At 48.4% G+C, this 22241-nt stretch carries 23 protein-coding genes; all 23 read left to right on the top strand.

Annotated features, from left to right (window positions below):
• The first annotated feature begins 211 nt into the window (after positions 1 to 211).
• Positions 212 to 1225: a LacI family DNA-binding transcriptional regulator gene (locus ACESZP_RS13530; protein ID WP_349164261.1), complete on the top strand. Its 1014-nt coding sequence runs from the start codon at positions 212 to 214 to the stop codon at positions 1223 to 1225.
• Positions 1226 to 1365: 140 nt separating this feature from the next.
• A complete protein-coding gene (locus ACESZP_RS13525) occupies positions 1366 to 2406 on the top strand; it encodes a tripartite tricarboxylate transporter substrate binding protein (RefSeq protein WP_499709284.1) in 1041 nt (346 codons plus the stop codon).
• A 30-nt stretch (positions 2407 to 2436) separates the two neighbouring features.
• Positions 2437 to 2922, top strand: coding sequence for a tripartite tricarboxylate transporter TctB family protein (locus ACESZP_RS13520; RefSeq protein ID WP_349164259.1), 486 nt, complete (start codon positions 2437 to 2439; stop codon positions 2920 to 2922).
• A 15-nt stretch (positions 2923 to 2937) separates the two neighbouring features.
• On the top strand, positions 2938 to 4434 hold the full coding sequence (locus ACESZP_RS13515) for a tripartite tricarboxylate transporter permease (RefSeq protein WP_499709282.1): 1497 nt from the start codon (positions 2938 to 2940) through the stop codon (positions 4432 to 4434).
• 16 nt (positions 4435 to 4450) lie between these two features.
• Entirely contained in the window at positions 4451 to 6232 is a 1782-nt protein-coding gene (locus tag ACESZP_RS13510; protein ID WP_499709281.1) for a sulfatase-like hydrolase/transferase, read from the top strand.
• 19 nt (positions 6233 to 6251) lie between these two features.
• A complete protein-coding gene (locus tag ACESZP_RS13505) occupies positions 6252 to 7361 on the top strand; it encodes an anaerobic sulfatase maturase (RefSeq protein ID WP_349164257.1) in 1110 nt (369 codons plus the stop codon).
• A gap of 80 nt (positions 7362 to 7441) precedes the next feature.
• Positions 7442 to 8611 carry a D-alanyl-D-alanine carboxypeptidase family protein gene (locus tag ACESZP_RS13500; RefSeq protein ID WP_499709280.1) on the top strand — a complete coding sequence of 390 codons (1170 nt, stop codon included), beginning with the start codon at positions 7442 to 7444 and terminating at the stop codon, positions 8609 to 8611.
• 66 nt (positions 8612 to 8677) lie between these two features.
• On the top strand, positions 8678 to 10147 hold the full coding sequence (locus ACESZP_RS13495) for an FGGY-family carbohydrate kinase (protein WP_499709278.1): 1470 nt from the start codon (positions 8678 to 8680) through the stop codon (positions 10145 to 10147).
• 82 nt (positions 10148 to 10229) lie between these two features.
• Positions 10230 to 11033: a metallophosphoesterase gene (locus ACESZP_RS13490; RefSeq protein ID WP_499709276.1), complete on the top strand. Its 804-nt coding sequence runs from the start codon at positions 10230 to 10232 to the stop codon at positions 11031 to 11033.
• A gap of 1 nt (position 11034) precedes the next feature.
• On the top strand, positions 11035 to 11823 hold the full coding sequence (locus ACESZP_RS13485; protein WP_178038646.1) for a segregation/condensation protein A: 789 nt from the start codon (positions 11035 to 11037) through the stop codon (positions 11821 to 11823).
• A gap of 3 nt (positions 11824 to 11826) precedes the next feature.
• Positions 11827 to 12426 (top strand): SMC-Scp complex subunit ScpB, encoded by a 600-nt coding sequence (scpB, locus tag ACESZP_RS13480; RefSeq protein WP_499709274.1) that lies wholly within the window; start codon positions 11827 to 11829, stop codon positions 12424 to 12426.
• 340 nt (positions 12427 to 12766) lie between these two features.
• Positions 12767 to 12991 carry a FeoA family protein gene (locus ACESZP_RS13475; protein ID WP_178038680.1) on the top strand — a complete coding sequence of 75 codons (225 nt, stop codon included), beginning with the start codon at positions 12767 to 12769 and terminating at the stop codon, positions 12989 to 12991.
• A gap of 67 nt (positions 12992 to 13058) precedes the next feature.
• Complete coding sequence (locus ACESZP_RS13470; protein ID WP_178038648.1) at positions 13059 to 13280, top strand: FeoA domain-containing protein; 222 nt, start codon at positions 13059 to 13061, stop codon at positions 13278 to 13280.
• Between the two features lie 74 nt (positions 13281 to 13354).
• Complete coding sequence (feoB, locus tag ACESZP_RS13465; RefSeq protein WP_499709273.1) at positions 13355 to 15520, top strand: ferrous iron transport protein B; 2166 nt, start codon at positions 13355 to 13357, stop codon at positions 15518 to 15520.
• Between the two features lie 183 nt (positions 15521 to 15703).
• Positions 15704 to 16096, top strand: coding sequence for a heavy-metal-associated domain-containing protein (locus ACESZP_RS13460; protein WP_499709272.1), 393 nt, complete (start codon positions 15704 to 15706; stop codon positions 16094 to 16096).
• Between the two features lie 277 nt (positions 16097 to 16373).
• On the top strand, positions 16374 to 17246 hold the full coding sequence (locus ACESZP_RS13455; protein ID WP_349164250.1) for an SDR family NAD(P)-dependent oxidoreductase: 873 nt from the start codon (positions 16374 to 16376) through the stop codon (positions 17244 to 17246).
• A 19-nt stretch (positions 17247 to 17265) separates the two neighbouring features.
• Entirely contained in the window at positions 17266 to 18444 is a 1179-nt protein-coding gene (locus ACESZP_RS13450) for a PHP domain-containing protein (RefSeq protein ID WP_499709271.1), read from the top strand.
• Between the two features lie 30 nt (positions 18445 to 18474).
• Entirely contained in the window at positions 18475 to 19737 is a 1263-nt protein-coding gene (locus ACESZP_RS13445; RefSeq protein WP_178038653.1) for a zinc-binding dehydrogenase, read from the top strand.
• 390 nt (positions 19738 to 20127) lie between these two features.
• Positions 20128 to 20406 carry a DUF2325 domain-containing protein gene (locus tag ACESZP_RS13440; protein ID WP_178038654.1) on the top strand — a complete coding sequence of 93 codons (279 nt, stop codon included), beginning with the start codon at positions 20128 to 20130 and terminating at the stop codon, positions 20404 to 20406.
• Positions 20406 to 20972, top strand: a complete 567-nt coding sequence (locus ACESZP_RS13435) for a DUF3793 family protein (RefSeq protein ID WP_499709270.1) — start codon at positions 20406 to 20408, stop codon at positions 20970 to 20972. The genes ACESZP_RS13440 and ACESZP_RS13435 overlap by 1 nt, the downstream gene beginning before the upstream one ends.
• Before the next feature lie 68 nt (positions 20973 to 21040).
• On the top strand, positions 21041 to 21451 hold the full coding sequence (locus tag ACESZP_RS13430; RefSeq protein WP_499709268.1) for a flavodoxin: 411 nt from the start codon (positions 21041 to 21043) through the stop codon (positions 21449 to 21451).
• Between the two features lie 186 nt (positions 21452 to 21637).
• A complete protein-coding gene (locus ACESZP_RS13425) occupies positions 21638 to 21913 on the top strand; it encodes a Fur family transcriptional regulator (protein WP_499709267.1) in 276 nt (91 codons plus the stop codon).
• Positions 21910 to 22086, top strand: coding sequence for a FeoB-associated Cys-rich membrane protein (locus tag ACESZP_RS13420; RefSeq protein ID WP_499709265.1), 177 nt, complete (start codon positions 21910 to 21912; stop codon positions 22084 to 22086). The genes ACESZP_RS13425 and ACESZP_RS13420 overlap by 4 nt, the downstream gene beginning before the upstream one ends.
• Positions 22087 to 22241 lie beyond the last annotated feature (155 nt).

Here is a 22241-nt window from a genome sequence, read left to right as displayed (position 1 = left end):
ATGCTGCCAGCCTGCTCGTCCCTACGGAAAATCAGCTAACGTTTCCGAAGCACTATTTATTTGTTACGGCTGAGATAAGGGGGATAAAAAGGCGAAGTGCATAAAAGTGCGGATTGATAATTGTGATATTTGTTAATTGACAGAAAACAGATTCGGAACGTATAATGTAGTCAATGAATGAAGCGCTTCATTTTTGGAGGTGATAAGAGGTATGGCATCCTATAAACAGATAGCGGAACGGACCGGGCTGTCTTTTGGGACTATTTCCAATGTTTTGAATGGAAAAGGATCTGTGAAAGAAGAGAATGTTAAAAAGGTATATGAAGCTATTGAGGAGTTGGATTACCGTCCCAATTATCAGGCAAAGGCGCTGGCTTCAGACAGTGCGAAGCTTTTGGGTGTTATTGTTCCTTCCATTAACGATGTGAGAGAGACAGAAGTGTTCAGTTATATGGAAGAGTTTGCAAGATCGAAGGGATATCGGATTATGCTTTCCACTTCGCATAATTCTGCGAAGGAGGAAAAAAATCAGTGTGAAATTATGTTGAGCAGTCAGGTGGATTGCCTGTTTATTATGCCTTATTCCTCAGAAAATAAGGAATATTTCCGTCGACTTTCGGAACAGATGCGCGACCGGATTATTTTCATTAACCGATATCTGGAGGATGTGGATATTCCATTTACAGTTGTGGACAATGATTACGCAGCCATGGAAATGATTCAGTATATCTATAAGATGGGACATCGCAAGGTTACATTCCTGGATTTGAAGGATCGAGGGATTTCTTCTGTTCGGGATCGCCGGAAGGGTATTATCCGATGGTCTGCGGAAATGAATATGGAATGTGAAATTAAGGAGATAGAGAGCACGCTTGAGGATGAGGTAATGATTGGTTACCAGTACGCAGAACAGGCGATTCGGAATCAGGAGCTTCCAAAGGTCATTCTTGCAAGGGATGACGCTATGGCAATTGGAGTTTACAGCGCCTGTATGCAGTATCAGGTAAGTGTACCCGAAACGGTGTCGATTGTAGGCTTTGGAAAGTATTATTCTGATTATATGACGCCGAAGAAGCTGACAACATTTAATCGAGATTTTAAAAGTCTGCTGAAGCAGGCGACGGATATGTTTCTGGCGATTACGAATGGTGAGACAGAGCACATACAGAGAAAAATTTTTATAAAAGGATATATGGAAAATGGAGCAACCGTTCAGAAAGTATAAAATTTTCGCTTCAAAAATGAAGCGCTTCATTTTTGAAATATGAAAAAGAAAGGGAGGATAGAGGTAATTAAAACAGAAGGTACTAAAAACAGAGTAACAAAAAGGATTGAAAAGTAAAAGAAATGTATGGAGGTAAGAAAATGAAAAAGGCACTCGTATTTTTAATGACAGCCGTGATGGCACTGAATGTCTGTGCATGTGGCGGCAAAGCAGAAACAGCAAAACAGGAGACAGCAGAAGAAAAAACAGTTGAGGAAGAAGCAGCAGTAGATACAGCTGCTCAGGAAGAGGAGGCATTTAAGCCGGAAAAGGATATCTCTTTTATCGTTGGCTTTGACGCAGGTGGAACAGCAGATATCCCGGCAAGAATTGTCGCGAAATATATGTCAAAATATGCGGGCGTAAATGTGGTAGTCAGCAACATTACCGGTTCAGGAGGACAGGTAGCGGCAGAACAGGTAAAAGCGATGGAGCCGGATGGTTACACCTTGCTGCATGTTCCGGTAGGATATTATCTGCAGGCAGCGCTTGGTAACGCTGATTTTACGTATGAGGACTTTACTCCGGTCACAATGTGGTGCGATTCCTGGGTAGCGTTGGCGGTTAAAGCAGATTCACCATACGAAACCTACGAAGATTTTATTTCAGCAGTTAAGGATAATCCACAAAGCATCCGTATGGGTACCGTGTCAGGAACGCTTCCGCAGCTGGCAGCACTGGCAATACAGAAAAAAGAAGATGTTGCTTTTAAGATGATGGATCTTGGGGTAAATAATAAAGCGACGGAATTGATGAGCGGACGAATTGACGCCTACATTGATGGTGTAGGACAGTTATCCCAGTATGTGAAGTCCGGTGACTTCCGTTTGCTGATGGCATTTGCTAAGGATGATACAGTAATTCCCGGATTTGAAGATCTGCCGTCAGCGGAGAGCCTGGGATATACAGACTTTGATTATCTGCTTCAGTCCTTTGGAATGTGGATGCCCAAGGGAACAGATGAAAAGATTGTACAGTACTATGCAGATTTGATTAAAACCTGTTCGGAAGACCCGGAGTGTATAAAGGAACTGAATGCGTTGGGATATGGAGCACGCAGTGAAGACCCGGAAAATTACGCAAACATCTGTGAGAAAGTACAGACAAAGACCAATGAGGCGGTTGCAGATATTTTAAATTAACCGTATTCATACAGAAGATGGAGGACTGGCATGGGAGAATTAGTGTTTTTGGCGTTGCTTTTAGCAGTGTGTACTCTGTTTTACGGAATGAGTTTTGACTTTAAAACCAGTATTCTGGATACTTCTGGCGGGGCCGCTTTGTGGCCCCGGATTGTAATTATTTTTTTGGTTATGATTATCATAATCCGTGGAATTCAGGTAATAAAGGAGAGGGACAGAAAGCAATTTGTGTTTAAAGAACTATTTCAGGGAAGCAGGCTGTTTTTTCTTCTCTCCCTGTTTGGATATGTGATTCTGTTCCGATATGCAGGATATCTTATTTCTACGATGCTGTTTCTGCTGATTACGATGAATATATTTTATAAAATTACAAGAGATAATTTCGGAAGTATGCGTTCTATTATAGTCAGAAATGGGGTTGCTGTTGCGTTTGTATTTGGATGTAATTTCTTTTTTGCGGAAGTTGTTCATATAGCACTGCCGCAGGGAGCGATTTGGTCTGCATTGTTAGGTTGAAAGGAGGAGTAAAATATGTTTGTTGAGGTTTTACAGAATGTATTGAACCCTTCCAGTCTGCTTTTGATTTTGACGGGCGTTGTGTTGGGCAATATTTTCGGAGCAATTCCGGGTTTGAATACGCCGATTGCGATAGCGTTGGTGCTTCCGATTACGATGATTATGGATCCGGTTCCATCAGTATGTATTCTGATGGGAATCTATATGGGCGGTGTTTCAGGAGGGCTTATATCTGCGGTATTGTTGAAGATACCCGGAACAGCAGCGTCGGTGGCGACTGTTTTTGACGGATATCCGATGGCAGAAAGAGGAGAAGGAACAAGGGCGCTGACGATAGGTGCGTTCGCCAGCTTCTTTGGAGGTATTTTCAGTTCCGTTATGCTGCTGATCCTTGCGCCGCTTTTGTCAAAAATTGCGCTTACATTTGGACCGTGGGAATACTTTGGAGCGAGTATCCTTGCCTTATCACTGGTTACGGTTCTGGCAAAGGGAAATATGATTAAGGGCTGTATTTCTCTGGGAATCGGTCTGTTGGCCTGCTGCGTGGGTCAAAGTCCCATCGACGGCGTTGCATACAGATATTCCTTCGGAAGCATGTATCTGAGAAATGGTTTTGCTTTGGTAGCAGTGGTAATCGGTGTGTTCGCACTTCCGGAGATTATAAATAATGCGGCGAGACTGAAGGAAATTCCGGTAGTAAATAAAGTGGAAAAGAAATTTTTTCATATGTTGGATTTCCAAAGTATAAAAAAGAATATCCGAACGCTGCTTCGTTCATCTGTTATCGGAACGGTGATAGGAATTCTTCCGGGATTAGGTGGAGGACCTGCAGCATTGGTATCTTATGCTGCTGCAAAAAAAGCTTCTAAAACGCCGGAAGAATTTGGAAAAGGCTGCGAGGAGGGAGTTTTTGCTTCGGAGACTGCGAATAACGCGACAACTGGTGGAGCGCTGATACCACTGTTATCACTTTCTGTACCGGGAGACACTGCTACCGCAGTTATGATGGGTGCATTGGTAGTTCAGGGAATCGCTCTGGGGCCTAAATTGAGTATCGATCAACCGGTATTATTCCGGACTATCATTTTGGCAGTTTTCGTAGCGAACATTTTTATGTTCCTTTATCAGGCGTCTACATTAGGATTAATGGCGAAAATTCTTCAGGTACCTAAAATGTATTTAATGCCATATATTGCAGTCTTCTGCATTACCGGAATATTTTGTCTGAATTCCAATGCGTTCGATTTGTATTATACAATGGGCTTTCTTGTGCTGGGCTATATACTTGACAAAAACGGTTATCCGATTGCCCCGTTGATTCTGGGAATGATTCTGGGCAAAAATGTAGAGGAAAATCTGCGCCGTGCGATTGTATATTATGAAAGCTTCGGTAAATGTGTATTTCGGATGTCGGTGGGAACTGTTTTATTTGCAATTGCTGTAGCGGTTCCGGTTATCGTACTCGTAAAAGAAGCGAGACGCATACAAAAAGAAAAGATGACGCGGAGATAGAAAAGGAGATACGAATATGCGGGCAATAATGGTTATGTTTGATTCGCTGAATCGCCGCTTTTTAGAGCCGTATGGGTGTGATTTTAATAAAACACCGAATTTCAGCCGACTGGCAGAAAAAACGGCCTGTTTTGATAATTTTTATGTGGGAAGCCTGCCGTGTATGCCTGCGCGCAGGGATTTACATACCGGGCGATACAGCTTCCTGCATAGAAGCTGGGGACCGATGGAGCCCTTTGATAATTCCATGCCGCAGATTTTAAAAGAGCATGGAATTTTTACCAGACTGGTCAGTGACCATGGACATTATTGGGAAGCCGGGGGCTGTACCTACCATACAATGTATTCCAGCTGGGAATGCAAGAGAGGGCAGGAAGCGGATCCGTGGGCACTTCGCACGGACGAACCGCAAATTCCGGAACATGTGCCTACCATGAGGGAGTTTACCCATCCAGAATGGTGGCGGAACAACTGGTGTAATCGGGAATTGTACCGTCAACGGGGAACATGGCCTATGGACAGTGTGTTTGACGATGGACTTGAATTTTTGAAGCTGAATGAAAAACAGGATAACTGGTTTTTGCAGATAGAGACCTTTTCACCACATGAACCTTTTGATGTTCAGGAGGAAAGCGATCCGGAATATAAAGGACCTCATTTTGACTGGCCTCCCTATGCTCCGGTAACGGAGACAAAGGAACAGGTTGAGCATATACGAAAAAGATATGCAGCAGTCTTATCACAATGCGACAGAAATTTAGGAAGAGTACTTGACTTTATGGATGAGCATGATATGTGGAAAGATACCATGCTGATTGTGAACACAGATCATGGATTCCTGTTAGGTGAAAAAGACTGGTGGGCAAAATCGGTAATGCCGTGTTATAATGAACTGGCAAATATTCCGTTTTTTATATGGAATCCGAAAACTCCGGTTCAGGGTGAGAGAAGAAAGGCGTTATGTCAGACAATAGATATACCAGTGACCCTGTTAGACTTTTTCGACATTCCGGCTGAACAGGAAATGCAGGGAAAATCTTTAAATTCTGTATTGAAATCGGATGAAAAGCTTCGAGATTATGCTTTGTTTGGTTTTCATGGTTCTTTCGTAAATATTACAGATGGAAGATATCTTTATATGCGGGCTTCTGCCTCTATAGGAAATACGCCGCTAAACGAATATACCCTGATGCCTGCGCACCAGGAAAATCTGTTTACGCCAAAGGAATTAAAAGAAATTGAAATATGCGGCCCGCTTTCTTTTACAAAAGGGGCGTGTCTTATGAAGATTCCTGTTCAGAGCAGACTGGCGAATGCAACTTTTTGTAATTCTTTCCAGTATGGAAATCTGTTATTTGATTTGCAGGAGGATCCGGAACAGCTTTGTCCCTTGGATGATGCAGAACTGGAGGCAAGAATGATCCGGGCATTAATCGCTAAGATGCAGGAAAGTGATGCGCCGGATGAGCAATATGAACGCTTGGGGCTTCAAAAAGATGTTGTGTATAGCCCGGAACTTGTATTAAGCGAACGAGCGGAAAGACCGGGTTTTGAGAGTTTTCCCGTTACGAAGGACTATCAGTGGGAACCAGACGCTAAGCATATTTTCATAGGAATGCTTTCGTTAATAGGGGAAGAACGTCTGGAAGAATATTTTTCAGCATTAAGGGATGTAATGGAACAGACAGGAGACAGCATTGTAAAACGGAAGCATTTTGAAATGCTTGCAAAAAAATTCTATTCAAAAGATGAAGGTAAAATTTTTTATTTTATTAACAAATTAGCAAGAATTCGATAAGAGATAAAAGAGGTAAAAAATGCCGCCTGTTCATATTATGATAAAACCTGTATCCGGATTATGCAATATGCGGTGTTCCTATTGCTTTTATGCAGATGAAATGGAACACCGCAGCGATAACATGTGTAAAAAAATGTCAGAAACGACGCTGGAAAATGTTATAAGGAAAAGTCTGGAATTTGCGGACGGTTCCTGTACATTTGCTTTTCAGGGAGGAGAACCCACCCTGGCCGGACTGGACTTTTATCAAAAACTTTTGGAAATTGAGGAAAAATACAATACAAAAAAGGTAAAAATCGAACATGCGTTGCAGACGAATGGCTATGCCCTGGATGATAAATGGTGTCATTTCTTTGCGGAAAACAATTTCCTGGTGGGATTATCCGTGGATGGTATCAAAGCAACACATGATGCTTTTCGAAAAGACGCAAGCGGGAATGACACCTATTATCATGTGTTGGAAAAGGCAGAGTGTTTAAAAAAGGCAGGGGTACAATTTAATGTACTGACCGTTGTGAACAGCAAAACAGCCCCTAAAATCCGACGCATCTATGAACAGTACAGAAAGCTGGGATTTTGTTGGCAGCAGTATATAGCCTGCCTGGATCCCATAGGAAAACTTCAAGGAGAAAAGGAGTTTTCCTTAACGCCGGAATTATACGGGAACTTTTTAATTGAATTGTTTGAATTATGGGAAATTGATTTGAAACAGGGAAAACAGCCCTATATCCGTCAGTTCGAAAATTATATTTCCATATTGCTGGGCTATATGCCGGAGGCATGTGAGCAACGGGGAATTTGCAGTTTTCAAAATGTGGTAGAAGCAGATGGAAGTGTATATCCCTGTGATTTCTATGTGCTGGATGAGTACAACTTGGGAAATTTAAACGAAAATAGTTTTGAAGAAATTCAGAAAAAAAGAAATGCAATTCAGTTTGTAGAGAATTCCTGTAATCATTTATCAGAATGCAAAGAATGTGAGTATTTTTTCATATGCAGGGGAGGGTGCCGGAAACACAGAGATAATATGGGAGTGATGGACGGGAAAAACAGATTTTGCCAGTCTTACCGAATGTTTTTTGATGCCTGCTTATCACGGATGGTAGAGATAAGTAAAAGATGCAGATGAGATTGTTTTCATGAAGCAGGTCTGATTTTGTGCATTGAAGCATAGATTACAACAATCGGATAACGCACGGATGTGATACTATGAAAAAAATCTTGTCCCTTCTGGTAGTTCTTATTCTGGCGCTGCAATTTCCGGTGATATCGGCCTGGGCGGAGGAAACTCCGGCGGATACGCTGGGGATCTCGGCGCCTTCTGCGATCCTGATGGAAGCGTCCACCGGTACGGTGGTGCTGGAGAAAAACGCCCATGAGCAGCTGCCGCCGGCCAGCGTGACGAAGGTGATGACGCTGTTACTTATTTTTGACGCCATTTCCCAGGGGAAAATCCATCTGGACGATACAGTGACCACCTCGGAGTACGCCGCGTCCATGGGCGGTTCCCAGGTGTTTTTGGAGGCCGGGGAAACCCAGAGCGTGGATACGATGATCAAGTGCATTTCCGTGGCCTCGGCCAATGACGCGTCCGTGGCCATGGCCGAGTATGTGGCCGGGACGGAAAGCCTCTTTGTGGAAATGATGAATGAGCGCGCCAAGAGTCTGGGCATGAATGACACCCATTTCGTCAATTGCTGCGGTCTGGATACAGAGGGGCATGTGACCAGCGCCTACGACATCGCGCTGATGTCCCGGGAGTTGATTACGAAGTATCCGCAGATCCATAATTATTCGACCATCTGGATGGAAAATATCACCCACACCACGAAGCGAGGAACAGAAGAGTTCGGATTGACGAACACCAATAAGCTGATTCGCCAATACCCCTACGCCACAGGCCTGAAAACAGGCTCCACCAGTTTGGCGAAGTTCTGCGTATCAGCCACGGCAGAAAAGGACGGCATCGAACTGATAGCCGTGATTATGGCAGCGCCCGACCCCAAAGGCCGGTTTGCGGACGCTGCAGCTCTTCTGAATTATGGCTATGCCAAGTGTACCTTGTACCGGGATACGGACGAACTGCCGCCGGTGGCAGTACCCGTGCGGGGCGGTGTGGAAGAGGAGATACTGGGAGAATACGGAGCCACCTTTTCCTATCTGAGCACCACGGGTCAGGACTTGACCGGAATCGAAAAAAAGTGGTATGCTAAGAGAGAAATCGAGGCTCCGGTAGAGAAAGGACAGCAGATCGGAAAGCTGGTTTATTATCTGGACGGCACGGAGCTTGGAAATGTGGAAATTACAGCGGCGGAAGCGATTGAGCGGGCGGATTACCTGCATTATGTGAAACAGAGTTTCGGCTGCTGGCTTTTGTAAGGAACGGCCCGGAACATGAATTTCCGGGGCGTGAATTGATAAAGAGGAAGAAGGGAAGAGGTACAAATGAATTTTCTGATTTTAGACGTGGGAACCTCAAGCATGCGGGGCATCCTGTTCCGTGCAAATGGAGAGATGCTTCATACGGTGCAGAAGACCTATCAGGTCATTACCCTGGATCATGGCTGGGTGGAGCAGAATCCGCTGGATTTTAAGGACCATATGACGGCGATTGTAAAGGAGTCCACTGCCTGGGCGGGGGAGCATGGAGAGTCCATCGACGCGGTGGCGATTACCTCCCAGCGTTCTTCGGTGATTCCGGTAGATGAGAACGGCAATCACCTGGGCAACGCGCAGATGTGGCAGGATAAGCGTACTGTGCCCATGTGCAGGGCCATGGAGGAGCACCACAGGGAGATCTTCAAGCTCTGCGGTTCCCGGGTCAATCCGGTGTTCTCCGGCGCGAAGATGAAGTGGATGCGGCAGAATCAGCCGGATTTATATGAGAAGGCTTACAAGCTGACCGTGATTCCGGATTATCTGGTGTATCATATGACAGGAGAGTTCGCTACAGACTGGACCTACGGCAGCCGTTCTCTTCTGATGAACCTGAAGACCTGCCAGTGGGACGACCGGCTTCTGGAGCTTTTTGAGGTGGATAAGGAAAAGCTCTGCGAGCTCCACGCGCCGGGCAGCATTCTGGGACGGACCACAAAGGCATTTGCGGAGGAGACAGGACTTGCCGAGGGAACGCCGGTTATCAGCGCAGGCGGCGATCAGCAGTGCGGTATGCTGGGCCAGGGCGTGGTAAAGGACGGCCAGGTATCCCTGACGTTGGGTACGGGCGGCTTCCTTCTGACCACCTGTAAGGAAGTGCCGGAGAACCTGGACTGGGACGTGGTATGCAATGCTTCTTCGGCAGCAGGTAACTATATCCTGGAGGCCAATATGCTGACCTGCACCTCCGCCATGGAGTGGTGCAAGCGAAATTTCTTCCGGGAGGAAACGGACTTTTACGGCAAGCTTGACGATATCCTGAACGGCATTCCGGCGGGCTCCCATGGCTGCATGGCGCTGCCTTATTTCCAGGGACGGTCCACGCCGGACTGGAACAGCGAGGCCACTGCGGAGTTCGCAGGACTGACTCTCGGCACCACGAGAGAGGACATGCTGAAGGCGCTGCTGGAGGGCATCTGCATGGAGATTGGCAATAACATTGCTTCCTTTGAGAAATATGTGCCCCTTCACAGGATTCTCATCAACGGCGGTCTCTCCAAGTGCGAGGCCTTCAACCAGATGCAGGCCGATATTTACGGCAAGCCGGTCATCCGCATGGACAACGCCGAGAGTACTGCCATCGGCGCCCTGATGGTAGCCACCGTCACCATGGGCGAGTACGCCGACGTGGCCGAGGCTTTCGACAAGATCCGCGAGGGTACAGGCTCCAAGGAGTATACGGTAAATGCGGAGAAGCACGCGGTATATGAGGAACTGCGGGCAAAGATGAATGAGAGATATCAGCGGGAGAACGGGTAAAATACATTACGGTCTCGGATGCGGGGCATGAAAATTTTTCTTGCAGATTGCATTTCCCGGAGAAATATGGTAATCTAACAGCATGTCTGATTTTAAAATTTTTGAATACGAAATAAATACAGCAAAGCTTCCGGCCGGTTCTACTGGGCCGGTCTTTGTTATGCTTGCGGATCTTCACAACCACAGCTATGGAGAGGAAAATGAGCGGCTTGCGGAGGCGATTTTCGCCCAGGAACCGGACGCGGTGCTGGTGGCGGGCGATCTGCCGGTGGGCAGGCCAGGCGCGGATTTCACGCCGGCGCTGGAGCTGATAAGGCGGCTCCAGGAGGGCGGACTTCCGATCTTCTATGGCAACGGCAACCATGAGTACCGCATGCGCCTGCACCCGGAGATCTACGGAAGCATGTATACAGAATACACGGCGGCCCTTAGAGAGTACGGCGTGAAGCCTCTGGAAAATGAAAAGGTCTCCTTTTCCGCTAGGGGTCTTGACATGGATATCTACGGCTACGAGCTGCCCGAGTTCTATTATAAAAAATTTTGCAGAGCCATTTTCCGTCAGGAGGATCTGGAGAAGGCCATCGGACGCCCCGATCCGACGAAGTTCAATATCCTGCTGGCCCACAACCCCATCTATTTTGACAGCTACGCCTGGTGGGGCGCGGATCTGACCGTATCCGGCCATCTGCACGGCGGTATCATAAGGATTCCGGGCATCGGCGGGATCATCACGCCCCAGGCGAAATTATTTCCCAGATATGACGCGGGGCAGTTTAAAAAGAATGGAAAGAACCTGGTGGTGAGCCGGGGCCTGGGCACGCATACAGTGAATATACGGATCTTTAACCCGGCGGAGCTGTCGGTGATTCGTCTGAAGGGAGAATAACATGGGCATTCCCGTGAAACTGCCTGCATTTGAGGGCCCCTTGGACCTTCTTCTGCATCTGATAGAAAGCAACAAAATCGATATCTACGATATCCCCATTGTGACCATTACGGATCAGTATATGGAATACATCCGCGCCATGGAGAAAAAAGATCTGAACGTCATGAGCGAATTCCTGGTGATGGCGGCGACCCTGCTGGAGATTAAGGCGAAGATGCTGCTGCCCGCCGAGGTGGACGAAGAGGGCGAGGAGATCGACCCGAGAGCCGACCTGGTGGAGCGCCTGCTGGAGTACAAATTGTACAAATGTATGGCCGAGCAGTTGAAGGGACGTCAGGGAGAGGCAGAGCGGAGCCTCTATCGGGAGGCGGATATTCCCAAAGAAGTGACTGCCTACACGGCTCCCGTGGATCTGGACGAGCTCCTCGGCGATCTGACACTGGTTCGGTTAAACGAAGTGTTCCAGGCAATTTTACGCCGCACTGAGGACAAGATCGACCCCATTCGAAGCAAATTCGGTGAGATCGAGAAGGAAGAGGTCAGCCTGGAGGACAAGATGGTCTATGTGGAGGAGGAGCTTCTTCGGCACCCCCGCACCAGCTTCCGGGGCATCCTGAAGGCTTCCGGCAAGCATGGAAAAATGCAGGTCATCGTGACGTTTCTGGCCATTCTGGAACTGATGAAGGTAGGAAAATTGAACGTAAAGCAGGATGACACCTTCGGAGAAATCTATATCGAAGCGGGAGACGCGCTTGGAGTGCCGTCAGAGCCTGCGAAGCAAGAGGAGTAAAACGTGGAAGAAAAGAGAACAGAAAGTGAAATCCGGGCGGCAGTGGAGGCCATACTGTTTGCCGCAGGGGATTCGGTGGAAAATGAACGGCTGGCGGAGGCGCTGGATCTGGATAAGCAGGAGATGATCGATATTCTGAAGCGGATGGCCCTGCGTTACGAAGAGGCGGATCGGGGCATCCGTCTGGTGGAGCTTGACGGATCCTGGCAGCTCTGCACGAAAACCGAACATTATGAGGAGCTGATCCGGGTGGTGAAGCAGCCGAAAAAGACAGTTCTCACCGATGTACTTCTGGAGACACTGTCTATCGTGGCCTACAAGCAGCCGGTGACCCGCCTGGAGGTGGAGAAGATCCGCGGCGTCAAGAGCGATCACGCTGTGAACAAGCTGGTGGAATACGGCCTCATTGAAGAGGTGGGTCGTATGGACGCGCCGGGACGTCCCATTCTCTTTGGCACGACGGAGGAATTCCTGCGCCGGTTCGGGGTCAATTCCGTGGGAGATCTCCCCCGGGCGACGCCGGAGCAGATGGAGGATTTCAAAGAAGCGGCAGAAGAGGAAGCAGGCGTAGAACCGGAGAAACCGACAGAACAGTCAGTATAGAATAGTTTCAAAACAGAACAGGAAGAAACTGGAAAAAGTGCATGGATTTCAAAATTTCCATTTATCAGATGGAAAGGGTTGGAATTTATGCACTAATTTTTTTTCCTGAAAACAGGGAAAATTGACCAAAATAGACACTGTAAGACGGGAACTCTAAAAATAGTTAGCATAAGCTAATAAAATTACCTTATTGATATTGACAATCAAAATTGATTGAGTTAGAATAAAACACGATGTTAGTAAATATTAACTAACTAAAGTAAGCATAGACAAACTGCAAAGGCTCCGGCAAAGCAGTCTGTTCCATGCGGACGAAAGAAGAGAGGAGCGATCGATCATGATGCCATTAGCGATGTCCAAGGCGGGCGACGAACTCATGGTTGCCAGAGTCGGCGGGAATGAAGAGGCCAAGAAACATCTGGAAGATTTGGGTTTTGTAGCCGGCGCGCATATCACCATCATTTCCCAGCTGGGAGACGGCAATATCATCGTGAACGTGAAGGAATCCCGGCTTGCTATTACAAGCCAGATGGCTTCCAAAGTGATGGTTGTACCGCAGACCTGAGAATCTGTGTAAACATAGTATGACATTTGTAAAGAAATCCAACAAATGTGAAGGAGGAGTGGAAGAAATGAAAACCTTAAGAGATGTTCCGGTAGGAGCGGTGTCCAAAGTAGTGAAGATCCATGGAGAGGGTGCGCTGAAGAGACGTATCATGGACATGGGAATCACAAAGGGTACAGAGCTCTATGTGCGTAAGGTGGCGCCGCTTGGAGATCCCATCGAGGTAACTGTCCGTGGCTACGAGCTTTCACTGCGTAAGGCAGATGCGGATATCCTGGAGATGGAGTAAGCTTTAAAGACAAAGCGTTATTTTCAAATTAAATTATGGCCCAGAGGATGAAAGGGTCAGGAAAAGGGGAAAACATGTCAATTAAAATTGCGCTTGCAGGAAATCCGAACTGCGGCAAAACAACATTGTTTAACAATCTGACAGGCAGCAACCAGTACGTTGGTAACTGGCCTGGCGTAACGGTAGAGAAGAAGGAAGGACGTCTGGTAGGAAATAAGGACGTCATCATCCAGGACCTTCCGGGTATCTATTCTTTGAGCCCGTATACACTTGAGGAAGTCGTAACCAGAAACTATCTGGTACAGGAAAAACCGGACGTCATCCTGAACATCATCGACGGCACGAACATCGAGCGTAACCTGTACCTGACCACACAGCTGGTTGAGGTAGGTCTGCCGATGGTTATCGCCATCAACATGATGGACCTGGTGAGAAAGAACGGCGACAAGATCGATATTGCTATGCTTGAGAAGAAGCTGGGCTGCAAGGTCATCGAGATCAGCGCGCTGAAGGGCGACGCTACCAAGAAGGCGGCAGAGCTGTGTATCGAAGAGGCTAAGAAGGGCAAGCAGACAGAGCTTCCCCATGTCTTTACGGGCAGCGTAGAGCATGCCATCGCGCATATCGAGGAGTCCATTCAGGGGCTGGTAGACGCAGTAGAGCTTCGCTGGTACGCCATTAAGGTGTTCGAGCGCGATTCCAAGGCCCTCGAGAACATTCAGCTTTCAGCTGATCTGAAGTCCCATCTGGAAGAGCACATCAAAGAGTGCGAGAAGGAGATGGACGACGACGCTGAGAGTATCATCACCAACCAGAGATACCTGTATATTCAGAACCTGGTAAAAGAGTGCGTTTCCAAGAAGCGTAAAGCCGGTGAGCTTTCTACTTCTGATAAGATTGATAAGATCGTAACCAACCGTATTCTGGCTCTGCCGATTTTTGCAGTTGTTATGTTCCTTGTTTACTATATCGCAGTATCCACCATCGGTACCGTGGTAACAGACTGGACCAATGACGTGCTGTTCGGCGAGTGGCTGCAGGGCGGCGCTGAGACTCTGCTGGTGGGCGCAGGCGCTTCCGACTGGGTTATCTCCCTGGTGGTAGACGGTATCCTGGGCGGCCTGGGAGCTCCCATCGGATTCGTTCCGCAGATGGCTATCGTATTCCTGTTCCTGTCCATCCTTGAGGACTGCGGTTACATGGCGCGTGTGGCGTTCATCATGGACCGTGTATTCCGTCGCTTCGGTCTGTCAGGAAAGAGCTTCATTCCGTTCCTGATTTCCTCCGGCTGCGGTGTTCCGGGTATCATGGGTACCAGAACCATTGAGAGCGAGAGCGACCGTCGTATGACAATGATGACCACAACCATGATTCCCTGTGGCGCGAAGCTGCCGGTTATCGCCCTGATTGCAGGCTTCCTGATGGGCGGCGCATGGTGGATGGCTCCGGTGATGTACTTTGCCGGTATCATCATGGTTATCGTTTGCTGTATCATTCTGAAGAAGACAAAGATGTTTGCCGGCGATCCGGTTCCCTTCGTTATGGAGCTTCCGGCATACCATGTTCCCTCTGTTAAGGGCGTACTGCTTCACGTATGGGAGCGTGTATGGGCATTCATCAAGAAAGCCGGTACGATCCTGTTCCTCTGCTGTGCAGTGATGTGGTTCCTTGGTTCCTTCGGCTTCGTAGACGGAAGCTTCGGACTGGTAGATTCCGCAGATTCTCTGCTGGCTGTGATCGGCGGTGTACTTGCTCCGCTGTTTGCTCCGCTGGGCTTCGGTACCTGGCAGGCAGTTGCTTCCTCTCTGTCCGGTTTCGTGGCAAAAGAGGGTATCGTTTCTACCATGGGTCTGCTGTCCTCTCTGGCTGTTGAGGTGGAGGAGTACGAGGTATCCATGCACGACGCATTTGCTGCATTCTTCCCCAGCGGAATCGCGGCAGTATCCTTCCTGCTGTTCAACCTGTTCGATTCACCGTGTTTGGCAGCTATCTCCTCCATGGCGAAGGAGATGGGCAACCGGAAGTTCTTCTGGTTCGCTATCCTGTTCCAGAACCTGATGGCTTACTGCGTAGCACTGGTTGTATATCAGCTGGTTGGTCTGGCCATCGGCGAGGTAGCGTTCAATGTGTTCACTGTCGTAGCACTGGTAGTACTTGCGGCTCTGCTGTATCTGCTGTTCCGTCCGGATCCCAATAAGAAAAAGGTTTCCGCCGGAAAGGCTGCCAAGGCTGAAGCATAAGGAAGTCAATTACATAAGTTTTATATAAGCCATAAGGTTTGCGCTCGTTGTCTGAGACAACGGGCGTAACCTTTACAAAAAAATATACCCCCATACGGTATTTTGAAAATGGAAAATATCGGATAGATACTTCTTTATGGCAGGCATAAAACTGTACCTAAATCATCAGAAAGAGTGGTATTTATGAATACAAATGTCCCTGTAAACAGCACCGATAAAATCGTATTGATTTTACTGGCGGTCCTGGCCGTGGCAGCGGTCCGCATCGTCATCAGCTTCTTTAAGCCGGATAAGCCGAAGGCAGGTGTGAAGCCTCACCGGCGCTCTGCCAAAACAGCAGGTCTCACCGAGGTCATCGTCGGTATCGACGGCATGATGTGCGGCATGTGCGAGGCTCACATTAAGGACGCCATCCGCGAGAAATTTCCGCAGGCCAAAGGGCTGTCGGCTTCCCATGTGAAAGCCCAGGCTATTTTCTATCTGCCGGAACAGATGCCTGCAGATGCCATTACAGAAGCCCTTCATACGGGAATTGAACCGTTGGGATATACGATTACAGACGTAACCGTGGGATAATCACACACTTGAGAGACAAAAGCTACGATATTATTATAATAAGAAGAAACAGACGTTTCCATAGAAGCCGGATAAAAGGTGGTGGAAGCGTCTGTTTTTAAGTAACAGGAAAATTCGTATGAAATTTCTTTGATGCAAAAATAAAATGTGTTGATTTTATGTTGGATTTATTTATATTTATATTGACTTATGTTGAGATAATGCTATAATAAAACCATAAATTGCGGATAAACAATCAGGAATATAAGAAACACACACATCAAAGGAGGAATTTATCATGAATCTGGCAGAAGCAAAGGAATATGCCAAGAAAAACATTCACAACCGTCCGGCGACCACAGGCCGTCTGGCTGGTAAAATCGCAGTGGTAACCGGAGGAGCCCAGGGCTTTGGTCTGGGAATTGCCACAGAGATGTATAATGAGGGAGCAAGTGTCGTACTTGCAGACCTGAACGTGGATCAGGCGAAGGAAGCGGCCAAGACATTCGGAGACCGCGCCGTGGGTCTGAAGGTGGATGTATCCGACCCTGCTTCCATGGAGCAGATGGTCTGCGATGCGGTAGAGCATTTTGGCGGCATCGACATTTTTGTATCCAATGCAGGCGTTCTGAAAGCAGGCAGCCTGGATGATATGGATCCGGCGGCATTCGCGTTTGTAACCAAAGTAAATTATATCGGATATTTCAACGCTGCCAAGTACGCGTCCGCCATCATGAAGGCGCAGCATGAGGCAGATCCGGAGCAGTGGTTCGATATTATCCAGATTAATTCCAAGTCCGGTCTGGTAGGCTCCAAGAACAACAGTGCTTACGCAGGCGGTAAGTTCGGCGGCATTGGCCTGACCCAGAGCTTTGCGCTGGAGTTGGTTTCCGCAAATATTAAAGTAAATTCCATCTGCCCGGGCAACTTCTACGACGGCCCCCTGTGGTCCGATCCGGAGAGAGGACTTTTTGTACAGTACCTGAACGCAGGCAAGGTTCCGGGGGCGAAGACTGTACAGGATGTAAAGGACTACTATCTTTCCAAGTCCCCGATTCACAGAGGCTGTACGCCGAAGGATGTGGCGAAGGCTCTGTTCTATGCAGTGGAGCAGCAGTTTGAGACAGGCCAGGCGATCCCGGTTACCGGTGGTCAGACTATGCTGAATTAGCTTCAGGCAGGAGGGTTTTATGGATAAATTTGTGGAGCGGCAGGAGGTTTTGAAGCTTCTGAATGCGCCGACACCGGAAGAGCGGCTGGCGAATCTGGCCATTCTGATCGGAGGCGAGAAGGAAAAGCCGGAGGTAAAGCCTCAGTTCGCTAACAATCACATACATACTATTTACTCATTTTCCCCGTACTCCCCGACAGCGGCTGTGTACTGTGCCCGGGACGAGGGCCTTCAGACAGCCGGAATCATGGACCATGACAGTATCGCCGGAGCCGTGGAGTTCCGGAAAGCGGGCAAGATCGCCGGGATTGGCACTACCTGTGGTATGGAGTGCCGCGTAGACTTGTCTGCCACGAAGATGGCAGGCCGGAAGCTGAATAACCCGGATCAGGCAGGCATCTGCTACATGGCCATTCACAGTATCCCGGCGACGGGCTTCAAGCGTCTGGACGAGGTCTTCGCTCCCTTACGGGAAAAGCGAAATGTGCGGAACCGCAAGATGGTGGCGAATATCAATGAGCTGATGAAGCCCTACGGTATCGAAGTGGATTTCGATCAGGACGTCGTTCCCATTTCCCAGTATCAGAACGGCGGTTCCATCACCGAGCGCCATGTGCTCTGCGCCTTAAGTCAGAAGATTCTGGACAAAGCACCCCGGGGAGGCTGTGCGGACTTTGTGGAGCAGGAGCTGGGCGTCGCATTAAATGACACTGCAAAAGCACGGCTGTCGGATCCGGAGAACCCGCATCTGATTTACGACCTGCTGGGCGTGATGAAAGCAGAACTGGTGTCCAAGATCTATGTACCGGCTACCGATGAATGCATGCCTTTTGCAGATCTGGTAAAGCTGGCTGACGAGGTGGGCGCGATTCTCTGCTATCCCTACCTGGGCGATGTGACGAATTCTGTGACAGGCGACAAGAAGGCGGCCAAATTCGAGGATGATTTCCTGGATGAGCTGTTTGAAATGCTGAAGGAAGAGGGCGTACACGGCGTCACTTACATGCCGGCCCGCAATACGGAGGAGCAGATGACCAGACTGCAGAAGCTCTGCCGCGATTATGGCATGATGGAGATTTCCGGCGAGGACGTGAATTCCTCCCGCCAGAGTATGATTTGCAAGCAGCTGGAGGATCCGCAGTTCAAGCACCTGGTAGACGCCACCTGGAAGTTAATCGAGCGTGAGAAAGTAGATTAACCTTATAGATATCATAAAAGGAGAAGAACTATGAAAGCAAAAGCACTGAGACTTTACGGAAAAGAGGATTTACGTCTGGACGAATATGAGCTTCCGGAGATCAAGGACGACGAGATTCTGGCAAGAGTCGTATCCGACAGCATCTGCATGTCCTCTTACAAGGCAGCCATGCAGGGCGAGGATCATAAGCGTGTTCCGGAAAATATCAAAGAGCATCCGGTTATCATTGGCCATGAGTTCTGCGGTGACCTGGTAAAGGTAGGAGCAAAATGGGCACATGAGTTCAAGGAGGGTGAGAAATTCTCCATCCAGCCGGCTCTGAACTACAAGGGCAGCCTGGCAGCTCCGGGATACTCCTATGAGTACATCGGCGGCGACGCTACCTATATTATTATTCCGAATGAAGTTATGGAAATGGGCTGTCTGCTTCATTTTGACAGCGACAATTTCTTCGGCGGCTCCCTGACTGAGCCCCTGTCCTGTGTAGCAGGAACCTTCCATGCCATGTACCATGCCACCAGAGGAAAATACGAGCATGACATGGGTATCGTAGAGGGCGGCAAAATGGCAATTCTGGCAGGTGTAGGTCCCATGGGACTGGCTGCTATCGACTACATTACGCATTGTGACAGATGTCCGTCTCTCTTAGTAGTTACCGACATCGACGACGCGAGACTGGCCCGTGCGGCTCAGGTGCTTCCGCCGGAAGAGGCTGCCAAGAAGGGTATCAAGCTGGTATATGCCAACACCGGTAAGGTAGAGGACGCACATAAGTTCATGATGGACTTCACAGACGGCGAAGGCTTCAACGATGTGCTGGTATTCGCTCCGGTAGCTCCGGTAGTAGAGCTGGCTGACAGCATCCTGGCACAGGACGGCTGCCTGAACTTCTTCGCAGGTCCCTCCAATCCGGCATTCTCCGCACCGTTCAACTTCTACAATGTCCATTACGCAGGAACCCATGTAGTAGGAACCTCCGGCGGCAATACAGACGATATGAAGGAGTGTCTGTCTATGATTGGCCAGGGCAAGCTGGATCCGGCGATTCTGGTAACCCACATTGGCGGCCTGAACGTGGCAAGAGAGACCACTCTGAACCTGCCGAAGGTACCGGGCGGAAAGAAACTGATTTACACCCATATTTCCCTGCCCCTGACTGCTATCGCAGACTTTGAAGAGAAGGGCAAGGAAGATCCGATGTTCGCGGAGCTGGCGAAGATCGTGGCGAAGACCAACGGTCTGTGGAACGCGGAAGCAGAGAAATATCTGCTGGAGCACGCACCGGCCATCTAAAAACAGAGAAAACAGAGACAGAGCGCATTTCCTGCGGGGAGTGCGCTCTTTTTATGTAATAGGAAATTCCGATGGAATCCCCTATACTGAAAACGGGCGTTGTTGGTATGATTTTTCAATAAAAGTATGTAAATGATACCTTATTGAGAATTAGTATCAACGAATCCTCTTGCGCTATCCCTATAAGTATGATAGGATAAATGCATGAGTTAGGAAGAACTAACCAACAAAAACCATTTAAAACGGACAGACAGAAGCCATTTTGAGTACATAACAAAACCAACATATGGGAATCCTGAAAAATGGATTCTTTTTAAAAGGCGAGCGGTTAGCTGGAACTAACCAATGCGCGTCAGGACATTTTTACAGCAGGAAAGAGAGGGCATGCGTATGAGTATAGTGATAATCGGGGGACACGACCGGATGGTGCGCCAGTACCATGACATCTGCAAGGCGCATAAATGTAAGGCAAAGGTATTCACCCAGATGACAGGCGACCTGAAAAAGCAGGTGGGCAGACCGGATCTGTTCGTACTGTTTACGAACACCGTATCCCACAAGATGGTCAAATGTGCCCTGGAGGAAGCCAAGAAGAACAACATCGAAGTCGTTCGCTGCCATACCAGCAGCCAGGCGGCGCTGGAAGAGATTCTCGGGAGCTACTGCTAATGGCAGGGGCGGGACGTGAGCTGGAAAGGCTTCTGGCCAATCATTGCGCGCCGGTGTTCTGTCATCGTAAGACGGCCAATCTGGTAGCGGCGAGACGGGAACTGATGGATGCGCTGCCGGAGGTGCTTGCGGACAGCAAAATTTCCTGGGTACAGCTTTGCGGCTGCAGAAAATACTGCCATATCCTCTTTTACGACAGAGAGCGTCTGGAACGGTATCTGCAAAGAGAAGGGCATCAGAGCTTTCTGAAGGAACACGGCTATGCCGGCCGGACAATGGAGGAGCAGCTGAGTCTGCTGGCGGAACGCTACGAAAGCTATCAGAAGCATGGAAATCCATTTCCCCATGAGATCGGTCTGTTCCTGGAATATCCGCTGGCCGATATCGAAGGCTTCATCGAGCATCAGGGCAAGGACGCTCTGGAAAGCGGATACTGGAAGGTCTACGGCGACGTGGAACAGGCCCGGGCGGCCTTCCGTCTCTACGACGAGCTGAAAATGGCGCTGACCACCATGCTGGCGGCAGGCTTTAGCTTTCGCGAATGCTGCGCGGCACAGGCGGCATAAATACGCATAGAAGGCTGATATACAGCTTTTTATAAATAAGAAAATGGGAAAAAATCAGGAGGAGCATCATGAAAGTAGTATATTGGAGTAGCACAGGAAACACAGAGAAGATGGCAGAAATGCTGGCTGAAGAAATCAAGAACGCCGGGGGAAGTGCGGAAGTAAGCGAAGTATCCACCGTATCTCCGACAGACCTAGAAGGTGAGACCGTCTTTGCGCTGGGCGCGTCTGCCATGGGTGATGAGGAACTGGACGAGGGCGAGATGGAGCCGTTTGTAGAGGAAGTGGAGAAATTCGCGGCAGGCAAAAAAGTGGCGCTGTTCGGTTCCTATGACTGGGGCGACGGTGAGTGGATGCGCAAATGGGAAGAGCGCATGAAAGAAGCCGGAGCAGAAGTAGTCGGTACCGTAATCGCCAACAACGAGCCGGGCGACGACGACCAGGCGAACCTTGCAGAGCTTGCGAAAAAGCTGGTATAGATAAGGAAACAAAAGGAGGGCCCGAACGGGCCCTTCTGTCATCTTAAAGAGTTAGTTAAAACAAACAATTAGTATTGACAAACTGACCTGAGTGTGCTTTAATAGGAACTAGAAAAAGAAATTGAGAGTTATTCTCAATAAACCTTATTCAAAAATTTCTTGAAACCACATAGGATAGGAGATAAAATGTCAGGAGAGGAATGGAAGAATATGAGTCAGGAGATGATTCTTGGACGCCTGCGGGAGCGCGGATTTCGTATCACCAAACAGAGGAAGCTGATTATCAGCACCATTCTGGAGAATGACTGTTCCTGCTGTAAGGAAATCTATTATCAGGTAAGAGAAAAAGACCAGACAGTTGGCATCGCCACTGTATATCGTATGATCAAGACACTGGAAGAAGCCGGTGTCATCGATCGCAGAAATATGTATCGTATCGGAACATTGAAAGAAGGTGCATGAAGATGTTAGCAGACATCATCGTAGTAGCAATCGTGGCCATCATCGCAGTATTCTGTATCAGAACCCTGATCCACAACAAGAAGACCTGCGGAACTACTTGCAGCATGGGCTGCGCAGGCTGTAGCTGCAGCGGAAGCTGCGGAGGCGGCGCTCCGGCGAATCGCAAGAAATAACACAATTACCAATGTCAGAAAGCGCGGTGAAAAATTTTTTCGCAGCGCTTTCGTCTGTCTTATAACAAAACCTTGTAGCGTAGGGTAAAGTTTTTGTAGGAAAAGTTAATAGAAAAAAGAAAGAAAGCACCGGGATCCTGTGTTAGGATTGAAGT

Source organism: Candidatus Dorea massiliensis AP6, from assembly GCF_964245105.1.
Classification (GTDB): domain Bacteria; phylum Bacillota; class Clostridia; order Lachnospirales; family Lachnospiraceae; genus Laedolimicola; species Laedolimicola intestinihominis.
This window is presented reverse-complemented; position numbering and strand designations above follow the sequence as displayed.